This window comes from Mesorhizobium sp. B2-7-2 (assembly GCF_006440775.1).
GTDB lineage: Bacteria > Pseudomonadota > Alphaproteobacteria > Rhizobiales > Rhizobiaceae > Mesorhizobium.
Window position 1 is genome coordinate 147,452 of the sequence record NZ_VFTZ01000013.1, and the last position, 17,931, is coordinate 165,382.

Consider the following 17,931-nt stretch of genomic DNA (forward strand, 5'->3'; position numbering starts at 1 on the left):
CCCTCCAAATTGCGAAAGCGAGTACGCGACAATATGCTGACTGGCCTTTTCGGCTCTGAGGCTGGACAGGTCGCAACCATCACAACCAACAGACTCTTAGAATCAGAAGACTCTTTTAAAATAGATATTTGATTTAAGAGAAGCGGAGAGGACGAGCCTGGATGGCTGGGAAACGGATCGTGCTGGACGTCCTCAAGGGCGAGACGGTTTCGCCGCCGCCGCTCTGGATGATGCGCCAGGCAGGCCGCTATCTTCCCGAATATCGCGAGACAAGGAAGCGGGCGGGATCCTTCCTCGATCTCTGCTACGATCCGGACCTCGCCGTCGAGGTGACGCTGCAGCCGATCGAACGCTTCGGCTTCGACGCTTCGATCCTGTTCTCCGACATTCTCGTGGTGCCCAATGCCCTGGGGCGGGATGTCCGCTTCGAAGAAGGCCGCGGACCGGTCCTGAAGCCGATCTCGGCGGCCGAGATTGCGGCGCTGAACGGCGACATGTTTCACGTGAATCTCGAACCGGTCTACGAGACCGTGCGCCGGCTGCGGGCGAAACTGCCCGATGAGACGACGCTGCTCGGCTTCTGCGGCGCGCCCTGGACGGTGGCGACCTATATGATCGCCGGCCACGGCACGCCCGACCAGGGCCCTGCCCGGCTATTCGCCTATCGCGAGCCCGTCGCCTTCGCGCGGCTTCTGAAGATATTGGCCGATCATTCGGCCGCCTATCTCATCCGTCAGATCGAAGCCGGCGCCGATGCGGTGCAGATTTTCGATTCGTGGTCGGGTGTGCTGGACGAGCCGTCCTTCGAGGCCTTCTGCGTCGAGCCGGTGGCCGAGATCGTCGCCCAAGTGAAGGCGGTTCACCCCGACGTGCCGGTGATCGGTTTTCCGAAGGGAGCAGGCGAACGCTACCGCGACTACAGGAGAAAGACCGGCATTGCCGGTCTCGGTCTCGACTGGACCGTGCCGCTGTCGATGGCGAAGGAACTGCAGCGCGACGGAGCGGTGCAAGGCAATCTCGATCCGTTGCGCCTGGTCGCCGGCGGCAAGGCGCTCTCTGACGGCGTCGAGGCAATCCTGAGGACTTTGGGTGGCGGGCCGCTGATCTTCAATCTCGGCCACGGCATCACGCCGGAGACGCCGGTGGCGCATGTCGAGGCGATGGTGAAAATGGTGAGAAGCCGGCAATGAGGGATGTAAGCAAAGAGAACAGTGCGAGCAGCGAGAACAGCACTGGCCAGGCGATGAAGCGCATGGCGATCGGCATTGCCCTGCTCGTCGTGCTGACGGCGCTGCTTTATCTCGCGGCACCCGACAGCTTCTATCCGTGGGCCAAGGCGATCCATGTGATTGCGGTCATTTCCTGGATGGCCGGCATGCTCTATCTGCCGCGTCTCTTCGTCTATCACGTCGATGCCGAAAGGGGCTCGGTGCAGTCCGAAACCTTCAAGGTGATGGAGCGCCGGCTGCTGCGGGGGATCATCAATCCGGCGATGACCGCGACCTGGGTGTTCGGGCTTTGGCTTGCCTGGAAAGGCTTTGGGTTCCAGGGCGGCTGGCTGCACGCCAAGATCGCGCTGGTGCTCATTATGTCGGGGCTGCATGGCTATCTCGCCGGCGCGGTCAGGAAATTTGCCGAGGACAAGAACGAAAAGCCGGCGAGGCACTGGCGGATCGTCAATGAGATCCCCACATTGCTGATGATCGTCATCGTCATCCTGGTCATCGTGAAGCCGTTCTGAGGCTTTCCCGGACCTGGTCCCTGCCCCGCAAAAGGCGGCTTGCTCTTTCAGTCGAGCGACGATACAAGACGGGTCTTCCTTCCCGTCATGCGCCGCCCCTTTCACTCGCTTTCGGCCGCGCCCGACATTTGTCGCATCCAGCCGATTTCCCTCTCCAAAGCCTACCCAGAGTCTATCTAATGCAAGAAATGAAACTCGCAGAGTTCAAGAACAAGAAGCCGCCGGAGCTGATCGCTTATGCCGAGACGCTCGAGGTGGAGAACGCCAGCGTCATGCGCAAGCAGGAGCTGATGTTCGCGATCCTGAAGAAGCTCGCCGCCCAGGACGTCGAGATCATCGGCGAAGGCGTGGTCGAGGTGCTGCAGGACGGTTTCGGCTTCCTGCGCTCGGCCAACGCAAACTACCTGCCGGGTCCGGACGACATCTATATCTCGCCGTCGCAAATAAGGCGCTTTTCGCTCAAGACCGGCGATACGGTCGAAGGACCGATCCGCAGCCCGAAAGAGGGCGAGCGCTATTTCGCGCTGCTGAAAGTCAACACCATCAATTTCGACGACCCGGAGAAGATCCGGCACAAGATCCATTTCGACAATCTGACGCCGCTCTACCCGACCAAGCGGCTGAAGATGGAGATCGACAATTCGACCTCCAAGGACATCTCGCCGCGCGTGATCGACCTTGTCGCGCCGATCGGCAAGGGACAGCGCGCGCTGATCAACGCGCAGCCACGCACCGGCAAGACGGTGCTGATGCAGAACATCGCCCATTCGATCACCGCCAACCATCCGGAATGCTATCTGATCGTGCTTCTGATCGACGAGCGTCCGGAGGAAGTGACCGACATGCAGCGCTCGGTGAAGGGCGAGGTGATCTCCTCGACCTTCGACGAGCCGGCGGCGCGCCACGTGCAGGTCGCCGAGATGGTGATCGAGAAGGCCAAGCGCCTGGTCGAACACGGCCGCGACGTCGTCATCCTGCTCGATTCGATCACGCGCCTCGGCCGCGCCTACAACACCGTGGTGCCGTCATCCGGCAAAGTGCTGACCGGCGGTGTCGATGCCAACGCGCTGCAGCGCCCGAAGCGCTTCTTCGGCGCCGCCCGCAACATCGAGGAAGGCGGCTCGCTGACCATCATCGCGACTGCGCTGATCGATACGGGCAGCCGCATGGACGAAGTCATCTTCGAAGAGTTCAAGGGCACCGGCAACTGCGAGATCCAGCTCGACCGCAAGGTGGCCGACAAGCGCATCTACCCGGCGATGGACATCCTCAAGTCCGGCACCCGCAAGGAAGACCTGCTTGTGCCGCGCGCGGACCTGCAGAAGATCTTCGTGCTGCGCCGCATCCTCGCGCCGATGGGCACGACCGATGCGATCGAGTTCCTCATCGACAAGCTCAAGCAGACCAAGACCAACGCGGACTTCTTCGATTCGATGAATACGTGATTGGGGCTGAGGCCCTTCCTCCTTCTCCCCTTGTGGGAGAAGGTGGATCGGCGCGCAGCGCCGAGACGGATGAGGGGTGTTCCAGCGGAATGAGACGCTGGCTTTCCCTGGAGCACCCCTCATCCGTCGCCTTCGGCGACACCTTCTCCCACAAGGGGAGAAGGGGAAAGGCGCTATCGCCGCAACAGCTTCTCCAATTCACCCGCATCCGTCACCACCGGTAGACACACCCGCCCGCTGCAGAACCAGGCGCCCGCCTTGTCCGTCGGCGGCAACGCGCCGCCCGGCAATAACGGTCGATTCGCTTCCGAACCGACCGGAACGACAATGTCGACCCGGCGCGGGTCCGGGTTTCGATTCGCAACCGGAACGAGGCTTGGTGAATCCAGCTTGTCTACAATGACGAGCTTCAGCGGCTCGAGCGCCAGGGCACATGCGTTGACGATGCCGGCTTGGCCGTAGGCCTGCTGCGCGGCGCGGCCCATCGCATGCTCGGCGGTCGACCACGCCTTTTCCCAGAGAGCGAGGTCGCCGGTGAGCGATGATAGCCGCACCAGCGCCTCGACGATCTGGCTGGTGGCGGACGGGATTGCTTCATCCACATCACCGCGGATGCGGATCGGAACGTCGCCGCTGTCCGACGCCGTCAGCCAGTAGCCGGTCTTTTGTTCATCCAGGTGCCAGCGGTCGAGCTCGTCGATGAAGCGCTTGGCGCGATCGGAATAGGCGGGATCGCCGGTCGCCTCGAACAGCGCGATCGCGGCATTGGTCATGGCGGCGTAATCGCTCGACAGCGCCGGGAAAAGCCTCTTCGCGCCTAGCATGGAATGCGGCAGCCGTTCGTCGTGGCCCGCCTCGACGATGTGGCCGAAGGCTTTTGCGGCGGCGTTAATCCAGTCGCGCCGCCCAAGCGAGCGGCCCGCCTCGGCGAGCGCTGCGATCATCAGCCCGTTCCAGTCGGTGAGCGCCTTGCCGTCGCGGCCCGGCCTGACGCGGCGTTCGCGGACGCCCAACAGTTTTGCCTTCAGAGTTGCCAATTGCGCGTAGTCGGCGATGCCTTGAGCTTGCTGCGCCTCGCTCTGGCGAATGATCGGCTTGCCTTCCCAACCATGCGGCGCGGCGAGCTCGAAATACCGAAAGAAGGCCGACGTATCGTCGCCGAGCGCGGCTTCGACTTCGTCGCGGTTCCATGTGTAGAAAAGCCCCTCCTCGCCATCGCTGTCGGCATCGAGGCTGGCGGCGAAGGCGCCGCCTTCGACCAGCATCTCGCGCAGCAGCCAGCCGACGCTCTCTTCGATTCGTATCCCGAACAAGCCGTTGCCGGTGGCCGCGTGGGCCCAGTTGCACAGGCGGATGAGCTGGGCGTTGTCGTAGAGCATCTTCTCGAAATGCGGCACCAGCCATTCGGCGTCGGTCGAGTAGCGGCTGAGACCGCCGCCGACATGATCGTAGATGCCGCCGGCGAGCATTTTTTCGAGGCTGGCAAGCACCGCGTCGCGATGCGCGGCCTCGCCGTCACGCAGCCAGGACAGCCAAAGCGTGTGCATGAAGGGCGCGTTGGGGAATTTTGGCGCGCCCTTCAAGCCGCCGAGATCGCGGTCGATCATGCCGCCGATGCGGGTGGCGAGATCGGCCAGCGTGCCGCGGTCGAGCACCGCCTTGCCCGTCGCGCCGGCAAGCCGCTGCTCGACATGGGCGGTCAGCCCGTCGGCGCTTTCGGCGAGGCTCTGCTGCTTCTCGCGCCAGGCCTTGTCGACCGCTTCCAGCACCTGGATGAAGCCGGGCCTTCCGTAACGCGCCTCGCGCGGGAAATAGGTACCGCCCCAGAAAGGCTTGCCGTCGGGCGTCAGAAACATGGTGAGCGGCCAGCCGCCCTGCTCGCCCATGGCATGCAGCGCGGCCATATAGATCTGGTCGATGTCGGGCCGCTCTTCGCGATCGACCTTGATATTCACGTAGAGCCGGTTCATGACGGCGGCCGCGGCGTCGTTCTCGAAACTTTCGTGGGCCATGACATGGCACCAGTGGCAGGCGGCATAACCGATGGAGAGCAGGATCGGCCGCCCGAGCTGCTTCGCTTCGGCAAGGGCCGCAGGCGACCAGCCGCGCCAATGGACAGGATTGTCGCTGTGCTGCTGCAGATAGGGGCTGGCCTCTTCGGCAAGCAGGTTTCGTGCGGGTAAGGTCACGATGGGCGGCTCATTTTTGGGTCTGATGCATCAACGCTGGAGCATGATGCCGAAAAGTGTGAAGCGGCTTTCGGCCGTGCTCTATCTTTCAATCTAGGCGGTTCGGCAGGTCCGGCAAATGGTTTCCCCAATGGCTTCAAAGGATTCGATCGTTGCGCTGTCGAGCGGCCGCTTGCCGGCCGGTCTTGCCGTCATACGTATTTCTGGCCCCAAGACTCGATTCGTGGTCGAAACGATTGCGGGACCTGTTAAGGGTCGGTTTACCACGTTACGGAAGCTCAAGGCAGCAGACGGCTCGACGATCGACCACGGGCTTGTCCTTTTCTTTCCGGGTCCCGGCAGCTTCACCGGCGAAGACGTCGCCGAATTCCAGGTCCATGGCAGCCGAGCCGTTACGGCCAAGATGCTGGAGACGATCACGCAGTTCGATGGGGTGCGGCATGCGGAACCGGGCGAGTTTACTCGGCGCGCCTTTCTCAACGGCAAGCTCGACCTGGTCGAGACCGAGGCGCTCGCCGATCTGGTCAATTCAGAGACGGAAGCGCAGCGCCGCTTCGCCTTGCGCAATGCGGACGGCGCGCAGAGCGAGCTTTATTCGAGCTGGCGCCGCCGGCTGATCCATGCGCGAGCCATGATCGAAGCGGAGATCGACTTCGCCGAAGAAGAGGATGTGCCGGGCTCCGTTTCGGAGGCGGTCTGGTCCGACGTCGCTACGATGATCGGCGAGATCGAACGGCATGTCGAAGGGTTCAAGGCGGCCGAGATCATTCGCGACGGTTTTGAGGTCGTAATCCTGGGTGCGCCGAATGCCGGCAAGTCGAGCCTGTTCAACGCGCTGGCCAGGCGCGAAGCAGCGATCGTCACCGACGAACCGGGCACGACGCGCGATCTGCTCGAAGTCGTGATGGACCTTAACGGACTGAAAGTGCGCATTGTCGATACGGCCGGGTTGCGCGAGGCCGCGGGCAAAGTCGAATCGATCGGCATCGATCGTGCTATGGCCAAGGCCGGCGAGACGGACCTGATCCTGTTGCTGGAGGATATGGTCGATCCGGTTCCCGTCGGCGAGGTCGCGAGCGGCGCTCCGCTGCTGCGGATCGGGACCAAGTCGGATATCGCGAAAGCCGGCGCTGGCCACTATGACCTCGTGATTTCGTCCAGGGACGGCACCGGCCTCGGCGCGCTTCTCGACGAGATCGGAGAACGCGCCACCAAGGCAACCGGCGACGCGAGCGAGGTTCTCCCGTCGAGGTTGCGCCACGTCGAATTGCTCAAGGAGACGACGGGCTTTCTGCGAGCGGCGCTGGCCGGAGATAGCCAGGAATTGCGGGCCGAGGATCTACGACTGGCGGCGGACCGGCTCGGCCGGATCATCGGCGCGGTCGATGTCGAGGATCTGCTCGACGTCATCTTTTCGCAGTTCTGCATCGGTAAATGATTCACGTGAAACACGGGCTGGGGCGCTACCCTGCAATGATTCACGTGAAACACCGCCGGCGCTGCAAAGGGGGCTGGAACTGTGTCAGCCGAGATCGCCGCGTTCCTTCGCGCCCCATCTGCCCTGCCAGGCATCTCCCCCACAAGGGCAGGGCAGTCGCATATGGCTTTGGGAGTTCGGACAACCTTGCATGTCTTGGCGTCATCCTCGGGCTTGTCCCGAGGATCTACCGGGGTCGCGCTATATCCGCGTGCGACGGCAGATCCTCGGGACAAGCCCGAGGATGACGGTCTTGTGTTGGCCTTCGCCGATGAACCTCATATGCGATTGCCCTGCACAAGGGGGGAGATCAGATGTCACCGCGGTCGTCGCCAAATCGCCAACGGTGCAGGGAAATGGTTCCTCGGCGGAGCTGCCAATCTCCCCCCTCGTGGGGGAGATGTCCGGGAGGACAGAGGGGGGCGCTGTCCCGCCGGCTTCTCAGTTTGTCCGCTGGGGATGGCAAAGCTCGCCGTTCATTGTTTCACGTGAAACGAGTCCACCTCTCCTTGACACCAGCCGCCGTCGAGGACATCTGTCAACCCAATCTCTGAAAGCGGATTCTTGGAAAATGACCAATCACTATGATGTGGTGGTGGTGGGCGGCGGCCATGCCGGTTGCGAGGCGGCGAGTGCTGCCGCGCGCGCCGGCGCCAGGACCGCGCTGGTGACGCTGCGTTTTCAGACGATCGGCGTCATGTCGTGCAATCCTGCGATCGGCGGTCTCGGCAAGGGGCATCTCGTGCGCGAGATCGACGCCATGGACGGGCTGATGGGCCGCATCGCCGACGCCGCCGGGATCCAGTTTCGCCTGCTAAACCGCCGCAAGGGGCCGGCCGTGCGCGGTCCGCGCACCCAGGCCGACCGCAAGCTTTATCGCTTGGCCATGCAGGAAGCGATTCTGCAACAGAACGATCTCGACGTGATCGAAGGCGAGGTTCTCGACTTTGAAATCGTGGAAGGACGAGTGGCGGCCGTACAGATATCAGGCGACCGGCGCCTGGCCTGCGGCGCGGTTGTGCTGACCACCGGCACGTTCCTGCGCGGTTTGATCCATATCGGCGAAAAGAAGATCGTCGCCGGCCGCATGAACGAGCAGGCAAGCATGGGCTTGTCAGTGACCATGGCGCGTGCGGGTTTCAAGCTCGGGCGCTTGAAGACCGGCACGCCCCCTCGCCTCGACGGCCGCACCATCGACTGGGCGTCGCTGGACGCCCAAGCGGCCGACGAGGATCCGGTGCCGTTCTCGCTGATGACGGACAAAATCGCAAACCCGCAGATCCATTGCGGCATCACACGCACCATGCTGGCAACGCATGAGCTGATCCGCGCCAATCTCGGTCGTTCGGCGATGTATTCCGGCTCGATCGAAGGCATCGGGCCGCGCTACTGTCCCTCGATCGAGGACAAGATCGTCAAGTTCGGCGACCGCGAGGGCCATCAGATCTTCCTCGAGCCGGAGGGCCTCGACGACGACACCGTCTATCCGAACGGCATCTCGACCTCGCTGCCGGAAGACGTGCAGCTCGACATGCTGAAAACGATTCCGGGGCTGGAGAAGGCGACGATGCTGCAGCCCGGCTACGCCATCGAATACGATCATGTCGATCCGCGCGAGCTGAAGACGACGCTGGAGACGAAGCGGGTCGCCGGCCTGTTCTTGGCCGGGCAGATCAACGGCACGACCGGTTATGAAGAGGCCGGCGCGCAAGGGTTGCTTGCCGGCATCAACGCGGCGCGCAAGGCATCTGGCGAAGAGCCGTTCGTGCTCAGCCGCACCGAGGCCTATATCGGCGTGATGGTCGATGACCTGACCAGCCGGGGTATTGCCGAGCCCTATCGCATGTTCACCTCGCGCGCGGAGTTCCGGTTGTCGCTGCGTGCCGACAACGCCGACGAGCGGCTGACGCCGCTGGCGGAAAAGCTCTGCATCGCGTCGTCGGAACGGCTGCAGCGTTTTGGCGCGATGGCGCAGAAGCTCGACAAGGCCCGCGCGCTGGCAAAGTCCGTGACGCTTACGCCGAATGAAGCGGCGCGGCACGGGCTGGAGATCAACAAGGACGGCGTGCGCCGCTCGGCCTATGCGCTTTTGGCGCATCCGGGCGTCGACATGGCCTGGCTGACAAGGGTCGAGCCGCGCCTTGCCGAACTGGACACCAAGACGGCCGAGCGGCTCGAAACGGAGGCGAAATATTCTGTTTACCTCGATCGCCAGCAGGCCGACGCCGCGCAAATCAGGCATGAGGAATCGCGGCTCATCCCCGAGGCGCTTGATTTCACGGACGTTCCGGGACTTTCAAACGAGCTGAAGCAGAAGATGAAGGCGCGCCAGCCGCGTTCGATCGCCGATGCGCAGCGCATGGAAGGCATGACGCCCGCCGCGCTTGCCATCATTGTCGCGCATGTCCGCAACGCCGAGTTCGCGGCGCGAAGGGACGTGGCGTGAGCGCGGATGGCCTTGACGCCAATGTTTGGGCGGACCTGCAAAAAGCAGCGGGTTCGGTTTCACGTGAAACATTCGAGCGGCTGCAGGCTTTCGAACAGCTGTTCCTGAAATGGAACCGCAGCATCAATCTGGCGGCGCCGTCGACGCTGGACGATGTCTGGCGCCGTCATATCCTGGACAGCGCCCAGCTTGCGCGAATCGCACCCACCGCGACGCGCTGGGTCGATCTCGGCTCGGGCGGCGGTTTTCCCGGCCTGGTGCTGGCTTTCCTGTTGGCGGAGCGCCCCGGCGCATCGATCGCCCTGGTCGAAAGCAACCGCAAGAAGGCGTCGTTCCTGCAATCCGTCATAGGCCAGTTCAGTTTGCCGGCGCGTGTCGTCGCAAGGCGCATCGACGACAGCTATGCGCTTGTTTCCACACCGGAAATCGTCACGGCCAGGGCGCTGGCGGCGCTTCCGGACCTGCTCGACCTCTCGGCGCCCTGGCTGACCAAGGGCGCACGCGCGCTCTTTCACAAAGGCCGGGATTACCGCGCCGAGGTGGAAGAAAGCACTCACCGCTGGGGCTTCGATCTGGTAGAACATTCGAGCATGACCGACGCCGAAGGCGTCATCCTCGACATCGCCGACTTGCGCCCAGCGAAACAGCAATGAATTACTGGCATAAATCCATGAAAACCGGACCGCGTATCATCACTGTCGCCAACCAGAAAGGCGGGGTCGGCAAGACGACGACGGCCATCAACCTGGCCACGGCGCTGGCCGCGATCGGCGAGCGCGTCCTAATCGTCGACCTCGACCCGCAGGGGAATGCCAGCACCGGGCTCGGCATCGATCGCAAGGATCGCACGGTGTCGTCCTATGACGTGCTGACCGGCGAGCTCGAGCTGGAGCAGGCGGCAGTGCCGACGGCCGTGCCTGGCCTCTCCATCATACCCTCGACGCTCGACCTTCTCGGCATCGAGATGGAAATCGCCTCGGCGCCCGACCGTGTGCTCAAGTTGCGCAATGCGCTGCGCGCCGCATCCGAGCGTTCGGCCCCGTTCGGCTACGTGCTGATCGACTGCCCGCCCTCACTCAACCTTTTGACTTTGAATTCAATGGCGGCGGCCGATTCCGTTCTCGTGCCACTGCAATGCGAGTTCTTCGCGCTGGAGGGTCTCAGCCAGTTGCTGGAGACGGTCGAGCAGGTGCGCAACACCATCAATCCGGACCTCACCATCCAGGGCATCGTGCTGACCATGTATGACGGGCGCAACAACCTCGCCAACCAGGTGGTGCAGGATGTGCGCACCCATATGGGCGACAAGGTCTATGAGACGATCATCCCACGCAACGTCCGCGTGTCGGAGGCGCCGTCCTACGGCAAGCCGGCGATCCTCTACGACCTGAAGTGCTCAGGCAGCCAGGCTTATCTGCAGCTCGCCTCCGAGGTGATCCGCCGCGAGCGGAAGCTGCGCGCCGCCTGAGCTACATCATCGCACGGCTTGGTTAACTAGCCGATTCGATTCCGAAACGATCTGGACAAACTCATGAGCGAAGACCAATCGAGAAAAAGACTGGGCCGTGGCCTCGCGGCGCTGATCGGCGAGATCGACCGTCCGGCGGCGCCCGAAAAGCCCGGCGCGGCAGTGGCGGCCGACGGCAAGGTGCCGATCGAGTTCGTCAGCCCGAACCCGAAGAACCCGCGCCGGCATTTCGGCGATGCCGAGCTCACCGATCTGGCCCAGTCGATCCGCGAGCACGGCGTGGTGCAGCCGGTCGTGGCGCGCCCCTCGCCGTCGCAGCCCGGCCGCTACGAGATCATCGCCGGCGAGCGGCGCTGGCGGGCGGCGCAGCGCGCCGGCCTGACCGAGATCCCGATCATCGTGCGCGACGTCAACGACCGCACCGCGCTGGAACTGGCGATCATCGAGAACGTCCAGCGCGCCGACCTCAATCCGGTCGAGGAGGCGCAAGGCTATCAGCAGCTCATCGACGAGCATGGCTACACGCAGGCCGATCTCGGCCAGGTGATCGGCAAGAGCCGCAGCCATGTCGCCAACACGCTGAGGCTGTTGAAGCTGCCCAACGTCATTCACGACATGCTGGTCGACGGCGATTTGTCGGCCGGTCATGCCCGAACGCTGGTCACCGCGGAAGACCCGGCCGGGCTCGCCAAGCGCATCGTCAAGGAAGGGCTTTCGGTGCGTCAGGCCGAAGCGCTGGCGCAAATGCCCGCCGGCCCGACGCCGGCCAAGACCAAGACCTCGGCCGGCACTCCGGACAAGGACCCCGACACGCTGGCGCTCGAGAAGCTGATGACCGACACGATCGGCATGATCGTCAGCATCGAGCACAAGGGCAAGGGCGGCACGCTCAAGGTCAATTATCGCTCGCTGGAACAGCTCGACGAGCTCTGCCGGCGGCTGAAGGACGAGCGGTAGGCGACTGCGGCGCCATGGTATTTGGCGGTAGCTGAGGTTTTAGCTCAAGGCTGGATACGCCTGATATATCGGTGATAGATAACGAAGGGCTGGCGATGCGCCGGCCCTTTTTGTTGGCGGTGCTGAAATGGCGAAGGCGGCGGCAAGGGCAGAGCGGGCCGTGAAGGAGCGCCGTTCCCTCTATCGTCATCCTGGGGTCTGCGCGCGTCGCTTCGCTCCTTGCTCGCCCTAGAATGACGAAGGATACGTTACGGCCGCCGGTTTCCATCGGGCCGCCCATCACCTGTCTCGCCAGCGCTTGCCCACCGCCGAGGCACCGCAGCCCTCCGCTTGACAGTGCCGGACAACGGCGTACGCTCTATTAGCCTAAACTTAAATTACTGCCCCGGCGTGCCGATCAGTCGCGGTGCGGGCTATCTGCCGTTATCACGATCCGTGAAACGGCACCGCCTCGCCAAAGCCGGACACGCCTGACACAATGGGAGGTGTAAATGGCAGTCAGTTGGCGATTGTCTGGAAGTTATTTCGAGAATTGCAGCTGCGATGTCGTATGTCCTTGCCTGCTGTCGACCAAGGCGCAGCTGACATCGAAGCCGACGAAAGGCGTTTGCGACGTCGCTCTGGTCTTTCATATCGACAAGGGCAGTTTCGGGGACGTTCGATTGGACGGGCTCAATGTCGCGATGGTTGCTCACACGCCAGGCCCGATGGCGGAGGGCAATTGGACGGCTGCCGCCTACATCGACGACCATGCAGATGATAGGCAGACCGAAGCGCTGGGCGCTATCTTCACCGGCGCCGCGGGCGGGCCGATGGCCGCCTTCGCGCCGATGATCAGCACCAATCTCGGAGCCAAGAAGGTGCCGATCAAATACCAGGCCGACGGCAAGAAGCGGTCGGTGGAGATTGCCGGCGTGATGCAGTTGGCGGTCGAACCGTTGCCGACAATGCGCGAGGACGGTGAGATGTGGGCGGCTACCGGCCATCCCGTCAATCCCGACTGGCTCGGTTTTGCGATGGGCGTGGAAGGCAATACTTTCAGCGACCATGGCATGAGTTGGGACAATTCCCGCCGAAACGCGCACTACGCTCCGATCAATTGGTCCGGCCAGCAATAGTCCCGCACGCATGGTCGCAACGGCCTCGCCCATGACGCTGACTTTGCAGCGAAACATCATTCTCGCCCTGTTGGGCGCTGTCGCCGCGGCGGCGTGGGTCTTGCTCATCCGGCAGCAGATCGGCATGGACGCGGACATGCGCATGAAGATGTACTCACCCACCATGGGCATGGGGGCGCCGCTGTTTCTTGCCATCTGGATGATCATGATGATTGCCATGATGTTTCCGACGGCGGCGCCCATGATTCTGACCTTCCACCAGGTCCAAGCCGGCAAACGGGGTCGCGGCGAAGCCTTTGTTGCCACCTGGGTGTTCGTGGCAGGCTATATGCTGGTTTGGGGCACGGTGGGCGTTTTGGCCTTTGCCGGTGCCGCAGGCGCCGAGACGCTTGCCGATCATGCGGGATTGTCCACGGCGACTGCCGCCCGCATCGGCGGCGTCCTGCTGATCGTTGCAGGCGCCTACCAGCTCTCGCCACTGAAGGATCTGTGCCTGGCCAAATGCCGCACGCCAATCGGTTTTATCCTGACCTCCTGGCGCGACGGTCAATGGGGGGCGGTCCGCATGGGCCTCGAGCACGGCGCCTTTTGTCTGGGCTGTTGCTGGCTCCTGTTTCTGGCACTTTTCCCGCTCGGGATCATGAATGTCGCCGCAATGGCCGTGGTCACCTTGCTGATCTTTGCGGAAAAGACCCTCCCGGCGGGAAAGGGCATAGCCAAGGTGTCGGGCGTCGCCCTGCTCCTCTACGGCGCGGCGGTGCTGGTCTTTCCCCAGGCGCTGCCGACCTTCCAGCCGGCGGACATGGTGATGAATTGAGCAGCGGCAGGGCAGAACGTATCCTTCGTCATTCTAGGGCGGAGCAAGGAGCGAAGCGACGCGCGCAGACCCTAGAATCCGTGCCGTGACGGTCGAGAGCCACCACGGTTCAAGGCGTTCACCAGCCAATTCCACGAAAGAGCTCGAACTATTAAGGGTAGGCTTTCTCCATGAGCTCGACCTTCCATCGGCGAGGCCAGCGCTTCAATGACGCGCGCGCTGAATGGCATCGGCGAATGCTTGCGGTTATGTAGACAGAGCCGGTCATCTGGCGATCTTGGCTGGCGCAGTTATCGGCGGCTATTCTGGACTGTTGCATCCTATGGCCAATGTCACGGCATGGATTCTAGGGTCTGCGCGCGTCGCTTCGCTCCTTGCTCCGCCCTAGAATGACGAAGTCGGATCGGCGGGACAGCGCCCACTGGCCTGCCCGTCCTTCGCAGCAGCTGCGCTGCAGCTCCCGGAGGGAAGACCGTCCCCTACAAGGAGGGACGTCAGCTGTCGCCCCGGCCGTCGCCAATCGCCGGCGTTTACCTTTGCCCCAGCCTCGCGCTCTCGATCGCGATGCCCAGCAGCGCCTGCCGTGCCAGCGCTTCCGACAGGTCCGGGCGCTTGCGGGTCTGCAGCACCGCCGTCTGCAGCCGGCCGAGCGCACGTGCGAGCGCCTCGACAGTCCAGCGCTCGAGCGTCTTCTCCACCAGCTTGCGGCGCGAGAAGAAGACCGGGGGGCGGGCGCCGGCGACGACCGAGGCGGCGTTGCGGCCGCCGGTCTCCATCTGGCCGCGCATCGCCTGGATTGCCTGCAACTGGCGCATCGCCGATGACAGCACCAGGAATGGATGGCCGCCGGACTGGCAGTGGCGGTTGAAGGCGATGTCGAAATCGCCGACCTTGCCGTCCAGCATGGCGTCGACCGCGGCATCGAAGGAAGCACCGGAGACGTCGCCCGACAGCGCATTGACGTCGTCGATGCCGATCTCCTTGTGGCCATGCGCGTAGAGCACCAGCTTCTCGATCTCGCCGCGCGAGGCGAGGCGGTCGCCGCCGAGGTTGCGGCGCAGCGCTTGCCTGGCGTCCAAGGTCATCGACATGCCGGCCTTGCGCAATTCGTCGTCGATCACTGAGTCCAGATCGCGGGCCTCGTCGGCATAGCAAGGCAAGGCAATGGCGTTGCCGGCGGCCTCGACGATGGCGCGCAGGCCGGTGCCTTTCTTCAGGTCGCCGGCTTCGATGAGGATGATCGCGTCGCGCGCGGGCTCGGCGGTCAGCGCCTTGATGTCGTCGGCCAGCGCCTTCTGGCCGCTGGCGTTGCGCACCCAAAGCAGCCGCCGGTCGGAAAACATCGGCACCGTGCGCGCCTCATCGAGCAGCCGGCCTTCGTCGCGGTCGACTTCGGCGCCGTCCAGCCTGACGACCGAGAAGGGGTCGTCGAGCGGCAGCCCGGTTTTCGCGGCGAAGGTTTTCGCCCGCTCGGCGACAAGGCCCCGGTCGGGGCCGTAAAGCAGGACGATTCCCATGGCCGGATCCGGCTTCGCCAGCCACGAATCGACCTCGTATCCTTTCTTCTGTGCCATGCGGGGTGAGTTAGCACGGGGCGGGGTGACGGAACCAGCGTCTTCCCCTTCTCCCCCTGTGGGAGAAGGTGGCCGCGAAGCGGCCGGATGAGGGGTGCTCCAGGGAACGCCAACGTCTCACTCTGCTGGAACACCCCTCATCCGTCTCGGCGCTGCGCGCCGATCCACCTTCTCCCACAAGGGGAGAAGGGGAAGGCCGCGCCCGGGTCCACCTCCCAATCGCATTTTCTGGCGGCAATCGCCCCGCAAACTTCCGCCAAATTGCGTGCGAGCCAAAAACATCGACAAGAAATTTCGCCGCCATATCTGCATCTTGGCGCTTGCGTGCCGCATTGTTCAGCCGAGCTGACGGCCCGGGAGGAAGGCCGTGGCCAGGCCCGGCGAATTGGCACTGGTCTGGCCGCGCGGATGTGCAAATATCGCACCGGCAACATTGGAGGATGTGAGCTCATGGCCGACGCTGGATTGTTGCGCTTCCATGTGCCCGAGCCCGAGGTGCGGCCCGGCGGCACGCCGGATTTCTCGAATGTGACCATTCCCAAGGCGGGCTCGGTGCCGCGTCCGGAGATCGAGGTCGATCCGCGCAGCATCCGCGACATGGCTTTCTCCATCATCCGGGTGCTGAACCGCGCCGGTGAAGCGGTCGGGCCTTGGACCGGGCTGCTTTCGGACGAGGAGCTGCTCGAAGGCCTGCGCCATATGATGACGCTGAGGACCTTCGACGCGCGCATGCAGATGGCGCAGCGCCAGGGCAAGACCTCCTTCTACATGCAGCATCTGGGCGAAGAGGCGGTGAGCTGCGCTTTCCGCAAGGCGCTGGCGCCCGGCGACATGAATTTCCCGACCTATCGGCAAGCCGGTCTTTTGATTGCCGACGGCTATCCGATGGTCACGATGATGAACCAGATCTATTCCAACGAGGCCGACCCGCTGAAGGGCCGGCAGCTGCCGATCATGTATTCGTCGAAGGAGCACGGCTTCTTCTCGATCTCCGGCAATCTGGCGACGCAGTATATCCAGGCGGTCGGCTGGGCGATGGCCTCGGCGATCTCCAATGATTCCAAGATTGCGGCAGCATGGATCGGCGACGGCTCGACGGCGGAGTCCGACTTCCATTCCGCGCTGGTCTTCGCCTCGACCTACAAGGCGCCGGTCATTCTCAACGTCGTCAACAACCAGTGGGCGATCTCGACCTTCCAGGGCATCGCGCGCGGCGGCTCCGGCACGTTCGCCGCGCGTGGGCTCGGCTTCGGGATCCCGTCGCTGCGCGTCGACGGCAACGACTATCTCGCCGTGCATGCCGTGGCGAAGTGGGCGGCGGAGCGGGCGCGAAAGAATCTCGGGCCGACGCTGGTCGAATATGTCACCTACCGCGCCGGCGCGCATTCGAGCTCGGACGATCCGTCTGCCTACCGGCCGAAGGCAGAATCCGATGCCTGGCCGCTCGGCGATCCGGTGATTCGGCTGAAGAACCACCTCATCCACAAGCAAGTCTGGTCGGAGGAGCGCCACACCCAAGCGGAGGCCGAGATCCTCGAAACGGTGATCGCGGCGCAGAAGGAGGCCGAGAGCCACGGCACGCTGCATGCCGGCGGCAAGCCGTCGACACGCGACATGTTCGAGGGCGTCTATGCCGAGATGCCGCCGCATCTCAGGCGCCAGCGCCAGCAGGCGGGGGTCTGACCATGCCGAGACGCACGATGATCGAGGCGATCCGTGACGCCATGGACGTGTCGATGGGGCGCGACAGCCAAGTCATCGTCTATGGCGAGGATGTCGGCTTCTTCGGCGGCGTCTTCCGCGCCACGCAGGGCCTGCAGGCCAAATACGGCAAGAGCCGCTGCTTCGACGCGCCGATCAGCGAATCCGGCATCGTCGGCTCGGCCATCGGCATGGCCGCCTATGGGCTGAAGCCCTGCGTCGAGGTGCAATTCGCCGATTATGTTTATCCGGCTTACGACCAGATCGTCTCGGAAGCGGCGCGGCTGCGCTATCGCTCCAACGGCGACTTCACCTGCCCGATCGTGGTGCGGATGCCGACCGGCGGCGGCATCTTCGGCGGCCAGACGCACAGCCAGAGCCCGGAAGCGCTGTTCACGCATGTCTCGGGCCTGAAGGTGATCGTGCCGTCCAATCCGCACGACGCCAAGGGTCTGCTGATCGCGGCGATCGAGGACCCGGACCCGGTGATCTTCCTCGAGCCGAAGCGGCTCTACAACGGCCCGTTCGACGGCCACCACGACAAGCCGGTGACGCCGTGGTCGAAGCATGAGTTGGGCGAGGTCGCCGACGGCCATTACACGATCCCGCTCGGCAAGGCGGCGATCCGCAGGCCGGGATCGGCGGTCACCGTGCTTGCCTATGGCACGATGGTCTATGTCGCGCAGGCCGCGGCCGAGGAGACCGGCATCGACGCCGAGGTGATCGATCTCAGGACGCTGCTGCCGCTCGACCTCGAGGCGATCGTCGCCTCGGTGAAGAAGACCGGGCGCTGCGTCGTCGTGCACGAGGCGACGCTCACCTCCGGCTTCGGCGCCGAGCTGGCCGCGCTGGTGCAGGAGAACTGCTTCTACCATCTGGAAGCGCCGGTGGCGCGGGTGGCCGGCTGGGACACGCCCTATCCGCACGCGCAGGAATGGGACTATTTCCCCGGCCCGGCGCGGGTCGGGCGCGCGCTCGTCGAAACATTGGAAGCTTAG

At 63.9% G+C, this 17,931-nt stretch carries 14 protein-coding genes; 12 read left to right on the forward strand and 2 right to left on the reverse strand.

What is annotated here, in order from left to right:
- Positions 1-161 precede the first annotated feature (161 nt).
- From hemE to rho, 3 genes are all read left to right on the forward strand, one after another.
- Positions 162-1,190, forward strand: a complete 1,029-nt coding sequence (gene hemE / locus FJ425_RS18980; RefSeq protein WP_140725335.1) for a uroporphyrinogen decarboxylase — start codon at positions 162-164, stop codon at positions 1,188-1,190.
- Positions 1,187-1,741, forward strand: a complete 555-nt coding sequence (gene hemJ / locus FJ425_RS18985) for a protoporphyrinogen oxidase HemJ (RefSeq protein ID WP_140725338.1) — start codon at positions 1,187-1,189, stop codon at positions 1,739-1,741. The genes hemE and hemJ overlap by 4 nt, the downstream gene beginning before the upstream one ends.
- A gap of 179 nt (positions 1,742-1,920) precedes the next feature.
- Positions 1,921-3,186, forward strand: a complete 1,266-nt coding sequence (gene rho, locus FJ425_RS18990; RefSeq protein WP_095769513.1) for a transcription termination factor Rho — start codon at positions 1,921-1,923, stop codon at positions 3,184-3,186.
- A 173-nt stretch (positions 3,187-3,359) separates the two neighbouring features.
- On the opposite strand, the gene FJ425_RS19000 is transcribed toward rho, so the two are convergent.
- A complete protein-coding gene (locus FJ425_RS19000; protein WP_140725344.1) occupies positions 3,360-5,375 on the reverse strand; it encodes a thioredoxin domain-containing protein in 2,016 nt (671 codons plus the stop codon).
- 130 nt (positions 5,376-5,505) lie between these two features.
- Between FJ425_RS19000 and mnmE the strand changes: the two genes are divergently transcribed.
- From mnmE to FJ425_RS19035, 7 genes are all read left to right on the forward strand, one after another.
- Positions 5,506-6,813, forward strand: coding sequence for a tRNA uridine-5-carboxymethylaminomethyl(34) synthesis GTPase MnmE (mnmE, locus tag FJ425_RS19005; RefSeq protein WP_140725348.1), 1,308 nt, complete (start codon positions 5,506-5,508; stop codon positions 6,811-6,813).
- 610 nt (positions 6,814-7,423) lie between these two features.
- Positions 7,424-9,298 (forward strand): tRNA uridine-5-carboxymethylaminomethyl(34) synthesis enzyme MnmG, encoded by a 1,875-nt coding sequence (mnmG, locus tag FJ425_RS19010; RefSeq protein WP_140725350.1) that lies wholly within the window; start codon positions 7,424-7,426, stop codon positions 9,296-9,298.
- Positions 9,295-9,951 (forward strand): 16S rRNA (guanine(527)-N(7))-methyltransferase RsmG, encoded by a 657-nt coding sequence (gene rsmG / locus FJ425_RS19015; protein WP_140725353.1) that lies wholly within the window; start codon positions 9,295-9,297, stop codon positions 9,949-9,951. Before mnmG ends, rsmG begins: the two co-directional genes overlap by 4 nt.
- Before the next feature lie 17 nt (positions 9,952-9,968).
- Positions 9,969-10,766 (forward strand): ParA family protein, encoded by a 798-nt coding sequence (locus tag FJ425_RS19020; RefSeq protein WP_095769880.1) that lies wholly within the window; start codon positions 9,969-9,971, stop codon positions 10,764-10,766.
- 63 nt (positions 10,767-10,829) lie between these two features.
- Positions 10,830-11,723: a ParB/RepB/Spo0J family partition protein gene (locus FJ425_RS19025; protein ID WP_140725356.1), complete on the forward strand. Its 894-nt coding sequence runs from the start codon at positions 10,830-10,832 to the stop codon at positions 11,721-11,723.
- A gap of 491 nt (positions 11,724-12,214) precedes the next feature.
- The gene (locus FJ425_RS19030; RefSeq protein ID WP_140637172.1) at positions 12,215-12,841 is read left to right on the forward strand and encodes a DUF1326 domain-containing protein; all 627 of its coding nucleotides are present in this window, start codon (positions 12,215-12,217) and stop codon (positions 12,839-12,841) included.
- A gap of 31 nt (positions 12,842-12,872) precedes the next feature.
- Positions 12,873-13,658 carry a DUF2182 domain-containing protein gene (locus FJ425_RS19035; protein WP_140637170.1) on the forward strand — a complete coding sequence of 262 codons (786 nt, stop codon included), beginning with the start codon at positions 12,873-12,875 and terminating at the stop codon, positions 13,656-13,658.
- Positions 13,659-14,188: 530 nt separating this feature from the next.
- On the opposite strand, the gene holA is transcribed toward FJ425_RS19035, so the two are convergent.
- Positions 14,189-15,232 carry a DNA polymerase III subunit delta gene (holA, locus tag FJ425_RS19040; protein ID WP_140725358.1) on the reverse strand — a complete coding sequence of 348 codons (1,044 nt, stop codon included), beginning with the start codon at positions 15,230-15,232 and terminating at the stop codon, positions 14,189-14,191.
- A gap of 450 nt (positions 15,233-15,682) precedes the next feature.
- Between holA and FJ425_RS19050 the strand changes: the two genes are divergently transcribed.
- Complete coding sequence (locus FJ425_RS19050; RefSeq protein WP_140725363.1) at positions 15,683-16,915, forward strand: 3-methyl-2-oxobutanoate dehydrogenase (2-methylpropanoyl-transferring) subunit alpha; 1,233 nt, start codon at positions 15,683-15,685, stop codon at positions 16,913-16,915.
- 2 nt (positions 16,916-16,917) lie between these two features.
- Positions 16,918-17,931, forward strand: a complete 1,014-nt coding sequence (locus FJ425_RS19055) for an alpha-ketoacid dehydrogenase subunit beta (RefSeq protein ID WP_140636575.1) — start codon at positions 16,918-16,920, stop codon at positions 17,929-17,931.